The following is a 19,613-nucleotide window of genomic DNA, read 5'->3' as shown; positions in this document are numbered from 1 at the left end:
CTCCGCGTCGCCTCCCTCCTGCGCCGTGCGTGCGAAGCCACGGAACCCTGCTCGCCGATCCACTCCCTGCCGCGGCGAGGCCGTCCCCCGCAAGGCGTCACACACGGCCGCGGCACAGCTCCAGCAGGGTCATCGCGAGGGACGTGCCGGGCCGGCCGAGCGCGTCCCGGTACTGGCCGAGGATCTCCATCTCGCGGGAGAGGTTGACCCGGCGGCCGCCGGATGTGATCCGGGCCTCCTGGATGACCGTGGAGACGGCCATCCGTTCCTGGACGAGGCCGATGATCCGGTCGTCGAGGGAGTCGATGCGCGCCCGGGCGTCGGAGATCAGGGACGCGGCCTCGTCGGTGTGCGCGCCGGTCACCTCGGTGGCGGTCCTGGCGGTGGTGGTGGTTGCGGTGCTGCTCATGGCGGGTCTCCCGGTGGGGTGCGGCCCCCCCTGAACCGACAGGCCCGGAACGCCAGAACGCCCCGGGCCTGTCGGCCCGGGGCGCCTGGAACGTTGCTTGTCAGTTGCTCAAGCAGCACGACCATGGCAGCCGGCGGGCCGGGTGCCATAGGTAAAGACGAAGATCGTGTGCTGACGCATGCCAGACAGTATGGACCCGGTGGCGGGCCCGGGCCAACGCCCGGCCCGGATGATGAGACGGCGGTGAGTGCGGGCGGTGCGTCACGGCGCGACGAGGGGCGCTTCCGGCCGCCGGTAGAATTGGCAGAACCGACCCCCTCTCCACCGCCGGAAGGCCGCCCCCGTGCCAGCAGCACCCCCCGCCGCCCCCGACACCACCACCGACGTGGTCCTCGTTGTCGACTTCGGCGCGCAGTACGCCCAGCTCATCGCCCGACGCGTCCGTGAGGCCCGGGTCTACAGCGAGATCGTGCCGTCCACGATGCCGGTGGCCGAGATGCTGGCCAAGAACCCCCGGGCGATCATCCTGTCCGGCGGACCCTCCTCGGTGTACGCCGAGGGCGCGCCCTCGCTCGACCGTGCACTGTTCGAGGCCGGGGTCCCCGTCTTCGGGATGTGCTACGGCTTCCAGCTGATGGCCACCACGCTCGGCGGCACCGTCGACGACAACGGTGCCCGCGAGTACGGCCGTACCGCGCTCTCCGTCTCCAAGCCCGGCTCCACCCTCTTCGAGGGCACGCCGACCGAGCAGCCGGTGTGGATGTCGCACGGCGACGCCTGCTCCGCCGCCCCCGAAGGCTTCACGGTCACCGCGTCCACGGACGTCGTCCCGGTCGCCGCCTTCGAGAACGACGAGAAGAAGCTCTACGGCGTCCAGTACCACCCGGAGGTCCTGCACTCCACGCACGGCCAGCAGGTCCTGGAGCACTTCCTCTACCGCGGCGCCGGCATCGAGCCGAACTGGACGACCACCAACGTGGTCGAGGAGCAGATCGCCCTCATCCGCGAGCAGGTCGGCACCAAGCGCGCCATCTGCGGCCTGTCCGGCGGGGTGGACTCGGCGGTCGCCGCCGCCCTCGTGCAGAAGGCCATCGGCTCCCAGCTGACCTGCGTCTACGTCGACCACGGTCTGATGCGCAAGGGCGAGACCGAGCAGGTCGAGAAGGACTTCGTCGCCGCGACCGGCGCGAAGCTGAAGGTCGTCGACGCGGAGAAGCGCTTCCTCGACGCGCTGGCCGGTGTGTCCGACCCGGAGCAGAAGCGGAAGATCATCGGCCGCGAGTTCATCCGCGTCTTCGAGCAGGCGCAGCTGGAGATCCTCCAGGAGGACGGCCCCGAGGTCGCCTTCCTCGTCCAGGGCACGCTCTACCCGGACGTCGTCGAGTCCGGCGGTGGCACCGGCACCGCCAACATCAAGTCGCACCACAACGTGGGCGGGCTCCCCGACGACATCGAGTTCCAGCTCGTCGAGCCGCTGCGCCAGCTGTTCAAGGACGAGGTCCGGATGGTCGGCCAGGAGCTCGGCCTGCCGGAGGAGATCGTCCAGCGTCAGCCGTTCCCCGGCCCCGGCCTCGGCATCCGCATCGTCGGCGAGGTCACCAAGGACCGGCTCGACCTGCTGCGCGAGGCCGACGCCATCGCCCGTGAGGAGCTGACCGCGGCCGGTCTGGACCGGGACATCTGGCAGTGCCCGGTGGTCCTGCTCGCGGACGTCCGCAGCGTCGGCGTCCAGGGCGACGGCCGCACGTACGGTCACCCGATCGTGCTGCGCCCGGTCTCCTCCGAGGACGCCATGACGGCGGACTGGTCGCGACTGCCGTACGAGACCCTCGCCAAGATCTCCACCCGCATCACCAACGAGGTCGCCGACGTCAACCGCGTCGTGCTCGACGTCACGAGCAAGCCGCCGGGGACCATCGAGTGGGAGTAGTCCCCACCCGGCTCCCCCGACGCTGCCGCCGTCCGTTCCCGCGGGCGGCGGCATCGCCGCGTCCTGGGCCCCGACGCCCCGACAATGGATGGCCGATACCTCTGGTCACCTGCGGCGACCGGCGGTAACTTCCGATCCCGTACGCCTGATCCCGTACGCCCGGGAGCACCCGAGGAGTCGCCATGCCCGAGCCCACACCCGTACCCGTGGACCAGCTCCACTTCGCCATGCCGCCCGTGCACACCTCCGTGGAGGAGGAGCGTGCCCACCGCAAGGAGCGTCTGGCCGGGGCGTTGCGCCTGTTCGGTGAGTACGGGTACGAGGACGGCGTCTCCGGGCACATCACCGCGCGTGACCCGGAGTTCAGCGACTGCTACTGGGTCAACCCCTTCGGCGCCCCCTTCGACGGGCTGCGGCCCGACGAGCTGATCCTCGTCAACGGCGAGGGCCAGGTCGTCGAGGGAAGCCGGCACGTCAACCAGGCCGCGTTCGCCGTCCACGCGCAGGTGCACCGGGCCCGCCCGGACGTCGTCGCCGTCGCGCACACCCACTCCGTGCACGGCAGGGCGCTGGCCGCGCTGGGGGAGTTCGTCGAGCCGATCACCCAGGAGTCCTGCGCCTTCTACGAGGACCACGCGCTGTACGACGCCTACACCGGGGTCGTCGTGGACGAGGACGAAGGGCGCCGGATCGCGGCCGCCCTCGGACCCCGCAAGGCCATCGTGCTGCGCAACCACGGGCTGCTGACCGTGGGCGACTCCGTGGACGCGGCAGCCTGGTGGTTCCTCGCGCTGGAGCGGTCCTGCCGGATCCAGCTGGCCGCGCGGGCGGCCGGGAAACCGGTGCTGATCGAGCACCGGGACGCGGTCGCCACCCGCGAACAGCTCGGCAGCGACCTGGTCGCCTGGATCAACTACCAGCCGCTGTGGACCCGGATCTCTCGAACATTCTGACGATCCCGCCCGCCCGGTGTGCCCCGATGCGGGAAACTCCCGCCCCGTACGGCACAATTCGCAGCAATCACAGTCGAGTTGGGTCGGCCAGCGGCTGTACCGGGGCGGGAAAGGGCGGCGTTCTCCGTGGCGTTGGACGAGGCGAGACAGAGCACGCACGGCGGGGGCTGCACGTGCGGCGACTGCCCGCACGGGGCACGCCAGGGGCACCGGCGCGCAGTCGCCGCCTTCCTGGTCAAGCGGGACGAGCTCGCCGCAGGCCAGGGGCTTCCCACCGGGGTCGCCCAGTCCGCCTCCGCGACCCGGCAGTGGGTCTCGGACGAGCTGACCCAGTCCGCGCGCGCCGTCGCCGAACGCGGCCGGGAAGCCGGTGACGCCTGGCTGTACCGGGTGTGGCAGCGCACCCTGGTCATCGTCTGGGGCGCGGTCGCCGTGCTGGCCGTCGCCGAGGCCGCCACCGCCATCGGTGCCGGCTGGACCCATGCCCGTACCGCGGGCCTGGTCGCCGGACTCGTCACCGCCGGTCTGCTCACCGCGGCCGCGCATGTGCACCGGGCACGCGGCGGCCTCCTCGCCCCGCTGATCGGCGAGGACAACCGGCTCTCCACCTCCCGCGCCGTCGCCGCGTCCTGGGTGCTGCTCGCCGTCTTCTCCGTCCTCGTCCTCGCCCTCCAGCTGGCGGCCGCCTCCGGCCACGCACAGCGCGACGCGCTGATCGAGGGCCTCGACCTGGCGCGCGGCGCGGGTGTGGTGACCGTGCTGGCGCTGGTGTGCGCCATCGCGGTGGTCGTGCGGCGGGTGGTGAGTGTGCGGGTGCTGTCCGGGCGGCTGCAGAAGCTGCGGGCGGACCGGCCGCGCGCGGCCGACCTGCTGACCGACGACTCGGGGCGCGGCGGGTTCACCGATGTGCAGTACGTGCTGGTGTCCACCGTCGCCGTGGTGTTCGCCGCGGTCCGCCTGGCCCGCCGGCCCGAGCAGCTGCCCGACCTGCCGTGGGGGCTCGCCCTGCTGGTGGCCGTCTCGGCGGTGGCCTACTTCGCCGGGAAGTACACCGAGGGCGGCCGGCCCGTGGTGCTGTCGGTGGTCCGGGCCCGCGAGGCCGGCGACCTCGACGCGCCGATCCGTACCGGCGACGACATCGAGATCCGCGGCGCGGGGTTCGTGCCGCCCGGCGCCGGGGCCCCGGACCGGCTGGCCCGCATGGTCGTGCGGATCGGCCCCGTCCACGTGCACGTCCCGATGGTCCCGGTCACCGGCGGGTTCGCGAACCCGACCGACACCGTGCTGACCGTGCCGGTGCCGGTGGAGGTGGAGCCCGGGGTGGTCGAGGTCCAGGTGGTGACCGCGTCCGGGGCCGAGTCGAACCGCGTCGCGATCGACGTGACGGACTGACAGGCACTCGGGGACCCGACCGCAGACCGGGTGAGCCGGGCGCCCGCGGCGTACGTATGGTCTGGTGACGGATCGAACGGTCCGGCGAGGGTCGAACGGCCCTGTTGGCGGACCCGGCGGTCCGGCGGTGGGCTGCGGAAGGCGGGAGAACCATGCACGGGTACGGCACGAACGGGCGCGTTCCGGGCGAGGCCAAGGGCCTGGGAGAACTGGCGCGGGAGCACTCCATGCTGCCCCTGCGGATCTTCCTCGGCGTCACCTTCATCTACGCCGCCCTCGACAAACTGACCGACAGCGCCTTCTTCCACGCCACCGGCCCGGGATCCATCGGCGAGCAGATGACCGCCGTCCGTGGCTCCGCCGCGATCCCGGCCCTCGTCGACCTCGCCCTGAAGAGCCCGTCAGGCTTCGGATACGCCATCGCCTTCGGTGAGCTCGCCGTCGGCATCGGCACGCTCCTCGGCCTGTGGACCCGGATCGCGGCACTCGGCGGGGCGCTGATCTCGCTCAGCCTGTGGCTGACCGTCAGCTGGCAGGTATCGCCGTACTACCTCGGCAACGACCTGATCTACCTCATGGCCTGGCTGCCGCTGCTGCTCGGCGGGGCGGCGTCGCTCTCGGTGGACGCCTTCCTCGCAACGCGGCGGCGACGGATCCGGTAGGCCACCCACGTCACCGTGGCGGCCAGCCAGAGGCCGCCCACGAAGACGGGGACGAAGAAGATCCACGGGGCCTCCCACAGGCCCGCCGCGTCGGCCGCGTAGCCGCCCGCCAGGGTCAGCATCACCAGACCCGCGACGCCCCGTCCGGGCCGGAACTCACGACTTGCCACGGATGACCTCCACCTGTCCGAGACCCACTTCCAGATCGAGCTCGACCGTGCCGGCCGCCTTGCCGCCCGCAGCCGGCGCCAGCGTCCGGTGCTCGTTCTGCGAGGGGCGGATGTCCACGTCGTCCTGGCGCCGGTCGCCCGGCAGGGTGATGTCACCGAGACCGGCCCGCGCGTCCACCTTCACGGTGGCCGTCTTCGGCACGTGCACGACGACCCGCCCCGCACCGACCTCCACCTCGGTCCGCACCGTGGCACCCTCGGGCACGGCGACCCGGGTGAGGTCCAGCTTCGCCTGGCCGGAGCCCACCTGGTAGCGCGGCTGCACAGCGGCGACCGACGCGGGCCGCCACTCCTCGCGCACCCAGTGCGTGGTGATGTCCTTGGGCAGGGCGGACGCTCCCGCGAGCAGACCGGCCGTGATCATCGCCATGAGGAGCGTGCCGAAACCGGTCCGGCCGACGAAGGCGCTGATCACCATCCCGGCCCCGAACACCGCGAGCGCGGCGGCCAGGCCGATCTGCAGACTCGTACCGAGCGGCTGGGAGTCCCAGCTCAGGCCGGCGCCCAGCCCGCCCGCGACCATCGCGTTGACGAAAACGGCACCGCCGATCGACCGCGGCCCCCGCACCTCCCGCGACCGCTGCGGGGGAAGGAACGGGGCCTCGGCCGTCCCGCCGCGCGCGCCCTGCGCCCGGCCGTCGAGCGTGGTGTCGGGCGGCCCCCACAGATAGCCCGCCCCGACCGGCCCCGTGGTCCCGTCCTTGATGATCGGGTCGCGCCACCAGGACGGGCCGGACGGCTTCGGCGGCGCCTTCACCTCGGGCGGTGCGTCAGCCACCGCCCGGTCGGCCGCCGGATGCGTCCGCTCCTGCGGTTCGGCCGTCCTGCGCTGCTGCGTCCAGACCGTGAACCCGATGACCGCGAGCGAGAGCATCGCGGAGAACGCCAGCGTGCCGCTGTTGCCCAGCATGGACAGGAACAGACCGCAGCCGATCAGCGCACACAGCACCGCGATCAGCGACGAGCCCTCGACCCGGCCCGACAACAGCCGGCGCGCCTCGTTCTCCTCCTCGCCCTCCAGCGGGATCAACAGCCACGCGAAGCCGTAGAAGATCAGTCCGAGGCCGCCGGTCACGGAGAGCACTCCGAGCACGATCCGGAAGATCACCGGATCGACGTTGCAGTACCGGCCCAGCCCGCCGCACACCCCGGCGACCACCTTCTGCCGCGAGCTGCGGTGCAGCCGCGGTAGGGGCCCTGGGGGCGGTACGACGCCGGGCGGCGCATCCTGGGGAACGGTCATGGCTCCATGGTGACCGGCGCCGGCCCCTTCCGGCACCCGTCACGACCCTGGCCGGTCCCTGATATTGAGCCGGCCGACCCTGAGAGCGTGCTCCCGCGTCCCCCCGGTCTCAGGGTTGATGTGGGGGCCGACCCTGATGCCATCACCCGCACGGACGTGTGACGATCGGGGCATGCCAGCCGCCACGCCCCGAGCCGCAAGCTCCCTCGCCCCCGACCCGGAGGAGCCGCCCCAGCGCAAGCTGTACCGCAGCGCCGACGGGCGGCTGCTCGGCGGTGTCGCGCGCGGTCTCGCCGGACACCTCGGGCTGCCGGTCGCCTGGGTGCGCTTCGTCTTCCTCGGGCTGTTCTTCGCGGACGGGCTCGGCGCGCTCCTGTACGCCGTGTTCTGGATCGTCGTCCCGCTCGGGGTCGGCGGCGTCGACGGTCCGCGTTCCGTCTTCGAGACCGCCCCCGACGGCACCCGCAGACTCCGCAAACCCGACAAGGGCCAGGTCTTCGCGCTCATCGCGCTGCTCATCGGAGCCCTGATCTTCGTCGGCAACGTCGACATGGGCGGCAAGGCCGACCGCTACATCTGGCCCACCCTCCTGATCGGTGCCGGTTCCGTCCTGGTGTGGCGCCAGGCCGACAACGCGCGCCGCGCCCGCTGGATGGAGGTCGGCAGCCGCCGCAGGGTCCTGCACCTGGCCCGGGGACTCGCCGGGGTCGCCCTGGTCGGTCTCGGCCTCGCCGGATTCATGGTCGTACGCGGCTCCGCCGCCCAGCTCGGCAACGTCCTCACGGCGGCCATCGCCGTGCTCACCGGCATCGCGCTGCTGGCCGGCCCCTGGCTCGTCCGCATGACGCAGGACCTCTCCGAGGAACGCCTGATGCGCATCAGGGCCCAGGAACGCGCCGAGGTCGCCGCCCACGTCCACGACTCGGTGCTCCACACCCTCACCCTGATCCAGCGCAACGCCGAGGACGCGGGCGAGGTGCGCAGGCTGGCCCGCGCCCAGGAACGCGAACTGCGCAACTGGCTCTACAACCCCGGGGGCACCGGCAAGGACGAGGACGACGAGCCCGAGACCCTCGCCGAGGCCGTCAAACGCGCGGCGGCCGAGGTCGAGGACAAGCACGGCGTCCCGCTGGAGGTCGTCGTCGTCGGCGACTGCCCGCTCGACGAGAAGCTGACCGCACAGATGCAGGCCGCACGCGAGGCGATGGTCAACGCTGCCAAGTACGGTGGCGAGGGCGGCGCCGTCCAGGTCTTCGCGGAGGTGGAGGGCCGCACGGTCTTCGTCTCGGTGCGTGACCGGGGTCCGGGATTCGATCTGGATTCCGTACCGGGGGACAGAATGGGCGTACGAGAATCAATCATCGGCCGGATGCAGCGCAACGGCGGTACCGCCCGGCTGCGTTCGGTGCCCGGCGGGGGCACGGAAGTCGAGCTGGAGATGGAGAGGACGAGCGATGAACGGGACCACTGAGGCGACCGGGGGCCACGAGGGCCCGGAGCGCCGGGTACGAGTCGTGCTCGTCGACGACCACCGGATGTTCCGCACCGGAGTACAGGCCGAGATCGGCCGCACCGAGGAGACCGGCGTGGAGGTCGTCGGCGAGGCCGCCGACGTGGACCAGGCCGTCACCGTCATCACGGCCACCCGCCCCGAGGTCGTCCTCCTCGACGTCCACCTCCCGGGTGGCGGCGGCGTCGAAGTGCTGCGCCGCTGCGCCCCGTTCATGGGCGCGGTCGAGAACCCGGTGCGCTTCCTGGCGCTGTCCGTCTCGGACGCCGCCGAGGACGTCATCGGTGTCATCCGCGGCGGCGCCCGCGGCTATGTCACCAAGACCATCACCGGCGCCGACCTGGTCGACTCGGTGTTCCGGGTCCAGGACGGCGACGCGGTGTTCTCGCCCCGGCTGGCCGGCTTCGTCCTCGACGCCTTCGCCTCGACGGACGCCCCGCCGGTCGACGAGGACCTCGACCGGCTGACCCAGCGCGAGCGCGAGGTGCTGCGGCTGATCGCCCGCGGATACGCGTACAAGGAGATCGCCAAGCAGCTGTTCATCTCGGTGAAGACGGTCGAGTCGCACGTCTCGGCGGTGCTGCGCAAGCTCCAGCTCTCCAACCGGCACGAGCTGACGCGGTGGGCGACGGCGCGACGGCTGGTCTGAGACCGGCGGGTCCGGGGATCAGGCCGGATCGAGCGAAATGTTCAGCTTCTCGCCGATCCGGCGGTAGCCGATGCCCGCGTAGATCCGCTCCACATCGGCGTCGCCCGGCTCCAGCCAGACCACCCGGCAGCCCCGCGCGAACGCGGTCTCCGTCAGATGGACGGACAGGGCGGCCCCGACGCCGCGGCGACGGAAGCCGGCCGCGACCGCGAGCCCGGCCAGCTCGCTGAGGCCGTCGACCGGGACCGAGCAGCCGCCCGCGCCGGCCGGGGTGCCGTCCACGGTGGCGAGGGCGGCGACCCCGCCGTCCGCCGCAGCGGTGCGCAGCCACTGGACCGTGCCTGCCTCGGGTTCGCCCGACCCGCCGTAGCCCAGGTGCTGGATGAGGGCCGCGGCGTCGAACTCCGCGTCCGTGGCGGGCTCGGCCATCACCAGACCGTCCACCGGCTTCGGCGACAGCACGCCGCCCGGGGCGCAGGCCAGGATCGGGGCACGGTTCTCCACCGTGAACCCGGCTGCCAGCAGCGCGGGTTCGACCGCGGGCGCCCAGCCGGGCAGGAACTCCAGGCGCGGCATCCGGTCCAGCTCGCGGAAGGCCGCTGTCAGCGCGTCGAGTTCGGCGGGCGTGGGCTCGGCACCCCGGTCGGGGATCGCGTAGTTGGCGTACTTGAGGGACCACTCCGGGTTGTAGCGGATCACGAACGGGCCCACCCGGACGTGGTCCGGGGAGCGGAGCGTGAGCGTACGGGCATGGGTCTGGACGTCGACGTCCAAGGGCATGTGCGGGTGTCCTTCGGGCCGTTCGGGTTCGGAAGCCGGGAGCTTATGCCACCCGGGTCGCTCCCGCGAAGGGCATCTGGTCGATCGGTGCGACCCGGACCGGGGCTCCCGGCCGCGGGGCGTGGATCATCTGGCCGTTGCCGATGTAGAGACCGACGTGACTGATGCCCGAGTAGAAGAACACCAGGTCCCCGGGGGCGAGTTCGGAGCGCGATACGCGTCGGCCCGCGTTGATCTGCGTGTACGTGGTCCGGGGGAGGGAGACCCCTGCCGAGCGGTACGCGGCCTGGGTCAGACCGGAGCAGTCGAACGAGGAGGGGCCGGTGGCGCCCCAGACGTACGGTTTGCCCAGCGCGGTGTAGGCGAAGGCGACCGCTTCGGCGGCGCGGGCGTTGGGGGCCTGGGCGGAGCCGCGCGGGGCGCTGCGGTCGGCGTGGGCGCTGCCGCGGCCGCCCTCGGAGGCGTCGTAGGAGGCGCGCTCGGCGGGGGAGAGGCGGGCCAGCAGCTGCCGGGCCTCGGCGAGTTTGGCGCGGACCGTGGCCTTGTGCTTCTTCAGGGCGGCCTGGCGAGTCGCGAGCTCGGTCAGCTGTCCGGCCGCCTCGGCACGGACCTGGGCCACGTCCGCGACCTGGCGCTGCACGGTGCGGACCTCGGTGGCGCGCCGCTCGCCGGCCCGGTCCACGTACGAGGCGCGCTGGAGGTACTGGTCGGGGTCCGAGGAGAGCGCCAGCTGCACGGCGGGGTCGAGGCCGCCGGAGCGGTACTGCGCGGCGGCGTACGAACCCAGCGTGTCGCGCGCGGTGTTGAGCCGCTCGGTCCTGCGGGCGGCCTCGTCGCGCAGGGCGTCCACGGACTTCGCGGTGGCGGCGGCCTTCACCTCGGCGCCGTTGTACTGCTCGGTGGCGACCTCCGCCTCCCGGTACAGCCGGTCCACCTCGGCCCTCACCTGGGCGGGGGTCGGTGCCGGATCGGCGTGCGCGGATCCCGGCAACGCGGCAGCGGTCGCGGCTCCGGCGAAGGCGAGCGTCGCCGCGGTGCGGGCAGCAGTGCCGGTGTACAGGCGCTGCTTGGGTTTCCGGTGCGCTGCCACGAGGGCGGGCGTCCTTCCGTTCGACGACCCGCCGGGGTCTACCGACGGGCCCGCCCGGCCCGGCGACGGGCCACCAACAGGGGGAGCGGCCCGCCGCCGGAACCTCGGCGGGGTGACCGGCGGCGCCGCCCGGGTACGGATCGGCGATGTGCCGGTCACCTGGAGGGGACGCTAGGCCCGGGACACGGGAAAGGGTTGTAATGACGCCTATTGCGTGATTTTGGCGTTGCATTGTCTCCGAGTGATCGGAAAAATTGCATCAGAGTCAGGCAATTGGTGCATTACGCAGTCAAATGGCCACTAAGCCTCACCCGGCTGCGGAGTGCTGATATGGCCGGGGCTAGGCTGCGGAGCCATGCGTGTACTCATCGATGTCTTCGTCGCCCTGCACATCATCGGCATCGCCTCCCTGCTGGGCGGCTTCCTCACCCAGATGAAGGCGATGGGCGCGGGCACGGCACGGTTCGTCCCGGCCATGCTGCACGGTGCGCTGACCATGCTGGTCACCGGAGTCGCGCTGGTCGGGCTCGACCAGGCGGACGACCACCCCGTGAACAACGTCAAGATCGGCATCAAGCTGCTGATCCTGGTCGTGATCCTCGCGCTCGTCTACGTCAAGCGTGACGAGGAGAGGGTCGACAAGGGCCTCTTCGCGGCGGTCGGCGGACTGACGATCGTCAACATCTTCATCGCCACGCTCTGGACCTGAGCCGTCGACACCGCCGCTGCCCGGACCCACGAGGGTCCGGGCAGCGGCGTTTTCGCGTCATGTTCCGTGAGTCCTGGGTGTATCGGGGTGATCCCGACAGCGCGGCGAGCGTGCGTGCCAGGCGTCGCCGAGCAGGCGGGACTTTCGAAACACGCCCTAGCCCGGCCGCACGCTCCCGTAGATCGGCATGTAGTAGATCGACTCCTCGCGCACGTTCGCCCCCGGCTTCGGCGCGTGGATCATCATGCCGTCCCCCTTGTAGATGCCGACGTGGCTGATGTCGTCGTAGAAGAACACCAGGTCCCCGGGCTGCAGATCCGCCGTGGCGATCCGGGTGCCGACGTTCACCTGGTCCCAGGTGGTCCGCGGGATGTCGACGCCGGCCGCCTTCCAGGCCGCCTGGGTGAGCCCCGAGCAGTCGTACGAGGACGGGCCGGTCGCCCCCCAGACGTACGGCTTGCCGAGCTGCGCGCGGGCGAACGCCATGACCTTCTCGGCCTTGGTCGAGGCGTCGGCGTCCGTACCCGAGCCGGTGCCGGTCCCGGTGCCGGTCCCGGTGTCCGTCCCCGTGCCGGTACCGCTGCCGGCCTCCTTGGCGGCCTCCTCGGCCTTGCGGTCGGCCTCGGCCTTCGCGGCTGCCTGCTTCTTCGCCAGCTCCGCCGCCTTGCGCTTGGCCTCCGCCTCCTTCTGGCGCTCCAGCTCGGCGAGCCGTGCCTTCTCCTCGGCGGTCAGCTTCGACAGCAGGCTGCGGGCCTCGGACAGCTTCGTCTGGACGTTCTGCTTGCTGGTGCGCAGCGTCGTCTGCGACTCGGTGAGCGTCTCCAGGCTCGCCACCGCCTCGGCTCGCTGCTTCGACGCCTTCGCCTGCTGCGTACGGAAGTCCGACACGGCCCGTGTCTGGCGCTCGGTCATCCGGTCCATGAGGTGGGTCTGGTCGAAGAACGACTGCGGGTCGTCGGCCAGGAAGAAGGTCGCGGTGGGGGCGAGGGTGCCGCCGCGGTACTGGGCGGCGGCATAGGTGCCGAGCGTCCTGCGGGCCTCGTTCAGCTTCTCGGTGCGCCGGGCGACGTCGTCCAGCAGTGTGTCCACCTTGGACCGCTGCTTGGTCGTCGCCTCCTTGGCCTGGTTGTACTGCTGGGTCGCGGTGCCCGCCTGCCGGTAGAGGTCGTCGACCTTCTTCTGTACGTCCTCGATGCTGGGCTTGGGGGCCGGTGCGGCCAGTGCGCTCTGCGTGGACAGCAGGGTCACCGACGCCAGCGCGGCCGTCGTGAGCCCGACGGCGGGGCCGGTACTGCGCACGCGGGTGCGCGGTTTGCGATGCGATGCCAAGGTCGGCATCTCCTTCCGTGGACCGCCTACCGGGTTAGCTGTCGGGTTCGGGCGGAACGGAAGGCTGCCCTACGGTCCTGATGGGGGATACGGACCGATTCACCCCGGTGATGCGTGTGGGTCCCCGGTTCCTGACTCCCGCACGGGAAGCCCGGATTCGGCGTGGACGCCCGCTCGGCGTGGATCGCCTCTGGGGGTACGGGCCGCCCGAACGAGCACGCTAGCCAACTCATGGTGCCGCTGTGAAGGTTGATGTTCGATATGCCCGATACATTTTCGTGACCTCGACGGACCGGGATGCCGCGGGGCAGGTGGGGCCCGCGGTCCGTCCACCCGCCGAGGTCACGCGCTCGCTCTGCGTGCCCGCGTCCGGGTGCGTGCTTCACCACTCGGCCCCGGAGTGTCAGTGCGGCGGCCTAGACTCGTACAGCGATGAGCAGCCTCTTTGACGACAGTTTCCTGGCCGGCCTCCAGCACACGGAGGAAGGGCCCCCTCCGCCCCCCGAGGACTCCGCACCCGAAGCGGTGCCGGAGGGCCTGTTCGCGGGCGTTTTCGAAGGGCCCCCGCCGCCCCGCGACGCGTACTACCGCGACGGGGCCCACCGCCCGGTCATCGACACGGCCGCACTGCTCGACGGGCTGAACACCGAGCAGCGCGCGGCCGTCGTGCACGCCGGGTCCCCGCTGCTCATCGTCGCCGGCGCCGGTTCCGGCAAGACCCGCGTGCTGACCCACCGCATCGCCCACCTGCTGGCCGAGCGCGGGGTGCACCCGGGCCAGATCCTGGCGATCACCTTCACCAACAAGGCCGCCGGCGAGATGAAGGAGCGCGTCGAGCAGCTCGTCGGACCGCGGGCCAACGCCATGTGGGTCATGACCTTCCACAGCGCGTGCGTGCGGATCCTGCGCCGCGAGTCGAAGCGGCTCGGCTTCACCTCCTCGTTCTCGATCTACGACGCCGCCGACTCCAAGCGCCTCATGGCCCTGGTGTGCCGCGATCTCGATCTCGACCCGAAGCGCTTTCCGCCGAAGTCGTTCACGGCGAAGGTCTCGAACCTGAAGAACGAGCTGATCGACGAGGAGACCTTCGCCGGACAGGCGGCGGACGGTTTCGAGAAGTCGCTCGCCCAGGCCTACGCGCTCTACCAGTCCCGGCTGCGCGAGGCCAACGCCCTCGACTTCGACGACATCATCATGACGACGGTGCACCTGCTCCAGGCGTTCCCCGATGTCGCCGAGCACTACCGCCGCCGCTTCCGCCACGTCCTCGTCGACGAGTACCAGGACACCAACCACGCCCAGTACACCCTCGTACGGGAACTGGTCGGCCCGGCCGGGCCGGAGGACGCCCCCGCCGAGCTGTGCGTCGTGGGTGACGCGGACCAGTCGATCTACGCCTTCCGCGGCGCGACCATCCGCAACATCCTCCAGTTCGAGGAGGACTACCCGGACGCGACCACGATCATGCTGGAGCAGAACTACCGCTCCACGCAGACGATCCTGTCCGCGGCCAACGCGGTCATCGAGCGCAACGAGAGCCGCCGGCCGAAGAACCTCTGGACCAACGCCGGCACCGGCGCCCGCATCGCGGGCTACGTCGCCGACACCGAGCACGACGAGGCGCAGTTCGTCGCGGACGAGATCGACCGGCTCACGGACGCAGGAGACGCCAAGGCGGGCGACGTCGCCGTCTTCTACCGTACGAACGCCCAGTCCCGTGTCTTCGAAGAGATCTTCATCCGTGTCGGTCTCCCCTACAAGGTCGTCGGCGGCGTGCGCTTCTACGAGCGCAAGGAGGTCAGGGACGTCCTGGCCTACCTCCGGGTCCTCTCCAACCCCGAGGACACCGTCCCGCTGCGCCGCATCCTCAACGTGCCCAAGCGGGGCATCGGCGACCGGGCCGAGGCGATGATCGACGCCCTGTCGATGCGCGAGAAGATCTCCTTCCCGCAGGCGCTGCGCCGGGTCGACGAGGCGTACGGCATGGCGGCCCGCTCGTCGAACGCGGTGAAGCGGTTCAACACGCTGATGGAGGAACTGCGCACGGTCGTGGAGTCCGGTGCGGGGCCGGCGGTCGTGGTGGAGGCCGTCATGGAGCGGACCGGCTATCTCGCCGAGCTCCAGGCTTCCACCGACCCGCAGGACGAGACCCGGATCGAGAACCTTCAGGAACTCGCCTCCGTCGCCCTTGAGTTCGAGCAGGAGCGGGCGGAGGAGGAGGGTGCGGGCACGCTCGCCGAGTTCCTGGAGAAGGTCGCACTCGTCGCCGACGCCGACCAGATCCCCGACGAGGACGAGGACGGATCCGGTGTCGTCACGCTGATGACGCTGCACACCGCCAAGGGCCTCGAATTCCCGGTGGTCTTCCTGACCGGCATGGAGGACGGCGTCTTCCCGCACATGCGGGCACTCGGCCAGGTCAAGGAGCTGGAGGAGGAGCGGCGGCTGGCCTACGTCGGCATCACGCGCGCCCGGGAGCGGCTCTACCTCACCCGGGCGGCGATGCGCAGCGCCTGGGGCCAGCCCTCGTACAACCCGCCGTCGCGGTTCCTGGAGGAGATCCCGGACCAGCACCTGGAGTGGAAGCGCAAGGGCCCGATGGCGGCCCCGGCGGGTCCGACGTCGGGTATCACCTCGTCGCTCTCCGCGTCCCGCTCACGCTCCGGGCCCTCGGGCTTCGCGACGCGGCGGACCTCGGACAAGCCGACGATCACGCTGGTGGCCGGTGACAGGGTCACCCACGACCAGTTCGGCGTGGGCACGGTGACGGCGGTCGAGGGCATCGGCGACCAGGCGAAGGCCACGGTCGACTTCGGCGACGAGCGCCCGAAGAAGCTGCTGCTGCGGTACGCACCGGTCGAGAAGCTCTAGCGCTTCTCGACCACACGGTCCGGCGGCCGCGGTCGCCGGACCGGTCAGTTCGGGTTGACGTTGTGGCTGCGGAGCCAGGGCAGCGGGTCGATGGCCGCGCCGCCGCCGGGCCGCACCTCGAAGTGCAGGTGCGGGCCGGTCGAGTTGCCGGAGTCGCCGGAGTGCGCGATGACGTCACCGGCCTTGACCGGACCCGAGCGGATCCGGGTGCTGCTGAGGTGGCAGTACCAGGTCTCCGTGCCGTCGGCCGCGGTGACGATGGCCATGTTGCCGTAGGCGGTGTTGAACTGCGTGCGAATGGTGCCGTCCGTCGCCGCCATCACCGGGGTGCCGTAGTCGACGGGGAAGTCGATACCCGTGTGCACGGACATCCAGTTGACCCCCGCCTGGCCGAAGTACGCGCTGAGCCGGTGATCCGCGACCGGCATGACGAACTTGGGGCGCAGGGCCTCCTTGCGGGCGGCCTCCTCCGCACGTTTCTTCTTCTCGGCGGCCTGCCGCTCCTTCAGGTCGATGCGCTCCTGGGTGCGGCTGGCGCGGTCGGCGAAGTTCTCCGCGTCGGCACTGAGGTTGGCCAGCTGGGTGTCCAGCTCGTTGTTGGCCGCGACGGGCTTGACCGTGCCGGGATCGGCGGCCGCCATCGATGTGGTCTCGTCCTTCTTCTCCTCGCCGCCCATTCCGCCGACGGAGGCTGCGGCGATACCCGCCACGCTCATCACGCAGGCGGAGGGAACGGCGACGGTGAGGAGCGCGGAACGCTTCGCGGGGGAGCGCCTGCGGCTGCGACTTCCGCCGGCGCCGCGGGTGACGGGACGGCCTGCGGGGCGGTGCCCGGCGGCCGGCGCGAGGTCCGGGGCGGCCGCGGAATCGTGCTCGCGCGCATGCTCGTCCGACTCGGACCCGGTGCCATCGGTGGCCTCCGCGTCGAGATCCGTCTCCGGGAGGCTGAACTCGGCGCTCCGGTAGGGCTCGTACGGATCGAAGGAGGCGGCCTGCTGCTCGTACGGCGTCTCGAAGGCGGCCTGCTGTTCGTACGGCGTTTCGTAGGAGGCCTGGTGCTCGTTCGGCGTCTCGTAGGAGGCCTGATGCTCGTTCGCCTCGGTGGGCACGTACGGATAGGGGGCCGTCTGCTCGGCTTCGTGCGGCGACGTCGTGGTGTGCGCGGTCTGGCGTTCCTGCTCGGGCGTGGCGCCGGTGTTCCAGGCGGTGGCGTCGTACGACCCGGTGTCGTACGCGGCTGCGTCGTACGCCCCGGTGCCGTAGCCCGTCGTGCCGGTGGCGGCCCACTGGTCGTTCTGCTGCCAGGTGCTGGTGTCCCACTGGCCGGAGGAGTCCGGAGCGCCGTGCTGAGCCGGGATCTGAGGGGCGTAGCCGCCGTCGGCCGGGATCCAGGTCGCGCCGGTGTCGTACTGCGGCGCCGCGTCGTACGGGTGCTGCTGGGGCTGCACGGTGTGCGCCGTGTAGTCGGCGGAGTGGCCGTAGGCGGCTGTGTGGTGCGCACCCGTGTCCCACTGGGAGGTGTCGTACGAGCCGCTGTAGTCGGCCTGACCGCTGCCGTACGGGGTGGCGTAGGCGGTCGCGGTGTCGTACGAACCGTCGTAGGTGCCGGGGAGGGAGCCGAAGAGCGGGTCGCTGTCGTAGCCGCCTGTGGAGTGGCTGTCGTAGCCGGCGTACCCGGCGTGGGGGTGCTGGTCGTTCACCAACTTCTCTCTCGCCTCGGCAGCAGGACCGGTGTGTCCGGTGTCCGGTGGGGGGACTCCGGGGAAAGCAGTGGCCGCGACTGTACCCGGCGGTACGCGACGCCGACAATCTTCGACGGCCCCCGGGCGCACAGGAAACGGGCAATCGGCCGCCTATCGGTGGGCCGCTCACACACCCTTGGCTCTATGTTCGAGGTTCGTTCTATTTGCGGGAGGGTTGAAGGGGGCAGCGGCTGGGACGCGGCATCCGGAATCCGGCAGTCAGGCCACGGAGGCGGCGTCGGCGGACCCGGGGGCCGGGGCACGGGCGTCGAGCGCCTGGCGGATGCCGGTGGCCACGGCCGGGTGCACGGGCAGGGCGAGATGGCCGACGCCGCTGACGCGTACGTTCACCACGTCCAGGTCCGGGTGCTCGATGCAGGCCGCCTCGACGGGGACGATCACTCGGTCCAGCTCGCTCCAGAAGCTGACGAACCGGGTGCGGCAGCCGGGCGCCGGCAGGCGCAGCTCCTCGATCGGCGCCGAACCGCTGCGCATCTGGCGCACGATGGGGTGGGCGCCGGCCAGCGGGGCGACGGCGGTGCCGCCGTGCGGCGTGCCGAGGGTGACAAGGGTGCGCACCCGCCGGTCACCGCCCAGGCGCTGGACGTAGTAGCGCGCTATCAGCCCGCCGAGGCTGTGCCCGACGATGTCGACCTCGCGGTGGCCGGTGCGGGCGCAGATCTCCTCGATGTGCCGACCGAGCAGCTCGGCGGCCGTGCGGATGTCGCAGGTCAGTGGGGAGTAGTTGAGCGACTCCAGATGGTGCCAGCCGTGCCGGGCCAGCGAGCGGCGCAGCAGGACGAAGACGGAGCGGTTGTCGATGAAGCCGTGCAGGAGTACGACGGGCGGACGCTCGGGGCCACCGCCGGGCAGGGCGGTCGTCCCTTCGGGGGCGGCCGTGGGAGCGGGGGCAGGGACGGCTCGACCCGCGGTGTCGGCCGCTGGTCCTGTCGGCGGTCCGGCTGTGGCGTGGCGTTCACCGGTGATGCCGGTGGGATACAGGAGGGCGTGCCCGGTCAGCACCACCAGTTCGAGCGCGGTCGCCTTCAGCAGGGCGGCGGACAGCCGGGTGGACGGCACCCGGGCGGACGGCAGCCAGGTGGAGACCGTGCACAGCCGGCGCAGCAGTAGGGGAAGGAAGGGCAGGGTCTGCGGGGCCTTCATGGTCGACCTCCTGCTCCGGAACCCGGGGAGGAGCGGCTCGCTGCCCCGTATGCTCCCGCGGGTGCCACGCCGGAGGACCGGACCGGCGGTCGCCGTCCCGGGACTCGCCGCCCGCCGTGCCGGCCGGATCACCTTCGGTGACCGGCGGACGGGAAGGCGGTGAGCCGTACCACCGTGCCGTGCGGCTGACGGCGCGGTGGCACGGCGACCTCGTCGCGGCTCCCTGACGACCGGTCCCGCACGGCAGGAATGCCGAGTGCTGCGGGAACGGCGACCGGTGAACATGTCCCACGTGTGATTTCCCCCTCCCCGCCCACCGCGAAACGGCGGCTTGCGGGATGCTGTGGATAACGTTCGTTCACATTCCCTGGCCTTCAGGCACGGGAGACGCATGTGGAGGCAGTGATGGGTGTGACCGGTCCGATCCGTGTGGTGGTGGCCAAGCCGGGCCTCGACGGCCATGACCGCGGGGCCAAGGTGATCGCGCGGGCGCTGCGCGACGCGGGTATGGAGGTCATCTACACGGGGCTCCACCAGACGCCTGAGCAGATCGTGGACACCGCGATCCAGGAGGATGCAGACGCCATCGGTCTCTCGATCCTCTCCGGCGCGCACAACACGCTCTTCGCGAAGGTGATCGAGCTGCTGAAGGAGCGCGACGCGGCGGACATCAAGGTCTTCGGCGGCGGCATCATCCCGGAGGCGGACATCGCACCGCTGAAGGAGCAGGGTGTCGCGGAGATCTTCACGCCGGGCGCGACGACGGTCGCGATCGTGGACTGGGTCAACGCGAACGTCCGCCAGCCGGCGCAGGCCTGAGTCGGAGCGTGACCGCCGCGGCCCGGGCTGCGACGGTGTGCGGTGCCCGGCCTCCGGGGTCGTGAGCCGCACACCGCTGCCCGCTGCCGCGTCCGCCGGCCGGCGCAGGCCTGAGTCGGAGCGTGACCGCC

The 19,613-nt window shown here is 71.6% G+C and carries 17 protein-coding genes and 1 riboswitch; of the genes, 9 read left to right on the top strand and 8 right to left on the bottom strand.

The window, feature by feature from the left end; genetic code table 11:
* Positions 1-97: 97 nt before the first annotated feature.
* Complete coding sequence (locus OG538_RS13855; RefSeq protein ID WP_406093498.1) at positions 98-409, bottom strand: chorismate mutase; 312 nt, start codon at positions 407-409, stop codon at positions 98-100.
* Between the two features lie 343 nt (positions 410-752).
* Here OG538_RS13855 and guaA point away from each other — a divergent pair, with 343 nt between their 5' ends.
* From guaA to OG538_RS13835, 4 genes are all read left to right on the top strand, one after another.
* Complete coding sequence (gene guaA, locus OG538_RS13850) at positions 753-2,339, top strand: glutamine-hydrolyzing GMP synthase (protein ID WP_406093496.1); 1,587 nt, start codon at positions 753-755, stop codon at positions 2,337-2,339.
* Between the two features lie 182 nt (positions 2,340-2,521).
* Entirely contained in the window at positions 2,522-3,292 is a 771-nt protein-coding gene (locus OG538_RS13845; RefSeq protein WP_406093494.1) for a class II aldolase/adducin family protein, read from the top strand.
* A 126-nt stretch (positions 3,293-3,418) separates the two neighbouring features.
* A complete protein-coding gene (locus tag OG538_RS13840; RefSeq protein ID WP_406093492.1) occupies positions 3,419-4,684 on the top strand; it encodes a hypothetical protein in 1,266 nt (421 codons plus the stop codon).
* A 152-nt stretch (positions 4,685-4,836) separates the two neighbouring features.
* Entirely contained in the window at positions 4,837-5,346 is a 510-nt protein-coding gene (locus tag OG538_RS13835) for a DoxX family protein (protein WP_406093490.1), read from the top strand.
* On the opposite strand, the gene OG538_RS13830 is transcribed toward OG538_RS13835, so the two are convergent.
* Positions 5,253-5,516 carry a hypothetical protein gene (locus tag OG538_RS13830; RefSeq protein WP_406093488.1) on the bottom strand — a complete coding sequence of 88 codons (264 nt, stop codon included), beginning with the start codon at positions 5,514-5,516 and terminating at the stop codon, positions 5,253-5,255. The genes OG538_RS13835 and OG538_RS13830 overlap by 94 nt on opposite strands.
* Positions 5,503-6,819, bottom strand: a complete 1,317-nt coding sequence (locus OG538_RS13825) for a PspC domain-containing protein (RefSeq protein ID WP_406093486.1) — start codon at positions 6,817-6,819, stop codon at positions 5,503-5,505. Before OG538_RS13825 ends, OG538_RS13830 begins: the two co-directional genes overlap by 14 nt.
* Before the next feature lie 172 nt (positions 6,820-6,991).
* Here OG538_RS13825 and OG538_RS13820 point away from each other — a divergent pair, with 172 nt between their 5' ends.
* Together OG538_RS13820 and OG538_RS13815 are read left to right on the top strand one after the other, a co-directional pair.
* Positions 6,992-8,290 carry a PspC domain-containing protein gene (locus tag OG538_RS13820; protein WP_406093484.1) on the top strand — a complete coding sequence of 433 codons (1,299 nt, stop codon included), beginning with the start codon at positions 6,992-6,994 and terminating at the stop codon, positions 8,288-8,290.
* Positions 8,274-8,978, top strand: a complete 705-nt coding sequence (locus OG538_RS13815; protein ID WP_136327611.1) for a response regulator transcription factor — start codon at positions 8,274-8,276, stop codon at positions 8,976-8,978. The genes OG538_RS13820 and OG538_RS13815 overlap by 17 nt, the downstream gene beginning before the upstream one ends.
* Positions 8,979-8,996: 18 nt before the next feature.
* Here the strand turns inward: OG538_RS13815 and OG538_RS13810 are convergent, their stop codons facing one another.
* A complete protein-coding gene (locus tag OG538_RS13810; protein WP_406093482.1) occupies positions 8,997-9,758 on the bottom strand; it encodes a GNAT family N-acetyltransferase in 762 nt (253 codons plus the stop codon).
* 43 nt (positions 9,759-9,801) lie between these two features.
* Positions 9,802-10,848 (bottom strand): NlpC/P60 family protein, encoded by a 1,047-nt coding sequence (locus OG538_RS13805; protein ID WP_406093480.1) that lies wholly within the window; start codon positions 10,846-10,848, stop codon positions 9,802-9,804.
* Between the two features lie 355 nt (positions 10,849-11,203).
* Here OG538_RS13805 and OG538_RS13800 point away from each other — a divergent pair, with 355 nt between their 5' ends.
* The gene (locus OG538_RS13800) at positions 11,204-11,557 is read left to right on the top strand and encodes a hypothetical protein (protein WP_406093479.1); all 354 of its coding nucleotides are present in this window, start codon (positions 11,204-11,206) and stop codon (positions 11,555-11,557) included.
* 156 nt (positions 11,558-11,713) lie between these two features.
* Here the strand turns inward: OG538_RS13800 and OG538_RS13795 are convergent, their stop codons facing one another.
* Positions 11,714-12,886, bottom strand: coding sequence for an NlpC/P60 family protein (locus tag OG538_RS13795; protein WP_406093477.1), 1,173 nt, complete (start codon positions 12,884-12,886; stop codon positions 11,714-11,716).
* Between the two features lie 7 nt (positions 12,887-12,893).
* Positions 12,894-13,059, bottom strand: a riboswitch (cyclic di-AMP (ydaO/yuaA leader).
* 259 nt (positions 13,060-13,318) lie between these two features.
* Between OG538_RS13795 and pcrA the strand changes: the two genes are divergently transcribed.
* Positions 13,319-15,757 carry a DNA helicase PcrA gene (gene pcrA, locus OG538_RS13790; RefSeq protein WP_406093475.1) on the top strand — a complete coding sequence of 813 codons (2,439 nt, stop codon included), beginning with the start codon at positions 13,319-13,321 and terminating at the stop codon, positions 15,755-15,757.
* Positions 15,758-15,801: 44 nt separating this feature from the next.
* On the opposite strand, the gene OG538_RS13785 is transcribed toward pcrA, so the two are convergent.
* On the bottom strand, positions 15,802-17,457 hold the full coding sequence (locus tag OG538_RS13785; protein ID WP_406093473.1) for a M23 family metallopeptidase: 1,656 nt from the start codon (positions 17,455-17,457) through the stop codon (positions 15,802-15,804).
* Between the two features lie 261 nt (positions 17,458-17,718).
* Entirely contained in the window at positions 17,719-18,663 is a 945-nt protein-coding gene (locus tag OG538_RS13780; protein WP_406093471.1) for an esterase/lipase family protein, read from the bottom strand.
* A gap of 405 nt (positions 18,664-19,068) precedes the next feature.
* Between OG538_RS13780 and OG538_RS13775 the strand changes: the two genes are divergently transcribed.
* The gene (locus OG538_RS13775) at positions 19,069-19,482 is read left to right on the top strand and encodes a cobalamin B12-binding domain-containing protein (protein WP_406093469.1); all 414 of its coding nucleotides are present in this window, start codon (positions 19,069-19,071) and stop codon (positions 19,480-19,482) included.
* The last annotated feature ends 131 nt before the right edge of the window (positions 19,483-19,613 follow it).

The sequence above is a fragment of the Streptomyces sp. NBC_01013 genome, from assembly GCF_045162765.1.
Lineage (GTDB): Bacteria > Actinomycetota > Actinomycetes > Streptomycetales > Streptomycetaceae > Streptomyces.
The sequence above is the reverse complement of the archived record's forward strand: the minus strand, read 5'-3'. Positions and strand labels throughout refer to the sequence as shown.

What these genes read in the sequence shown, in the direction of transcription:
- OG538_RS13855 (WP_406093498.1), bottom strand. Translation starts at nt 409, where the DNA reads ATGAGCAGCACCGCAACCACCACCACCGCCAGGACCGCCACCGAGGTG.
- OG538_RS13845 (WP_406093494.1), top strand. Translation starts at nt 2,522, where the DNA reads ATGCCCGAGCCCACACCCGTACCCGTGGACCAGCTCCACTTCGCCATG.
- OG538_RS13835 (WP_406093490.1), top strand. Translation starts at nt 4,837, where the DNA reads ATGCACGGGTACGGCACGAACGGGCGCGTTCCGGGCGAGGCCAAGGGC.
- OG538_RS13825 (WP_406093486.1), bottom strand. Translation starts at nt 6,819, where the DNA reads ATGACCGTTCCCCAGGATGCGCCGCCCGGCGTCGTACCGCCCCCAGGG.
- OG538_RS13820 (WP_406093484.1), top strand. Translation starts at nt 6,992, where the DNA reads ATGCCAGCCGCCACGCCCCGAGCCGCAAGCTCCCTCGCCCCCGACCCG.
- OG538_RS13815 (WP_136327611.1), top strand. Translation starts at nt 8,274, where the DNA reads ATGAACGGGACCACTGAGGCGACCGGGGGCCACGAGGGCCCGGAGCGC.
- OG538_RS13810 (WP_406093482.1), bottom strand. Translation starts at nt 9,758, where the DNA reads ATGCCCTTGGACGTCGACGTCCAGACCCATGCCCGTACGCTCACGCTC.
- OG538_RS13800 (WP_406093479.1), top strand. Translation starts at nt 11,204, where the DNA reads ATGCGTGTACTCATCGATGTCTTCGTCGCCCTGCACATCATCGGCATC.
- pcrA (WP_406093475.1), top strand. Translation starts at nt 13,319, where the DNA reads ATGAGCAGCCTCTTTGACGACAGTTTCCTGGCCGGCCTCCAGCACACG.
- OG538_RS13780 (WP_406093471.1), bottom strand. Translation starts at nt 18,663, where the DNA reads ATGAAGGCCCCGCAGACCCTGCCCTTCCTTCCCCTACTGCTGCGCCGG.
- OG538_RS13775 (WP_406093469.1), top strand. Translation starts at nt 19,069, where the DNA reads ATGGGTGTGACCGGTCCGATCCGTGTGGTGGTGGCCAAGCCGGGCCTC.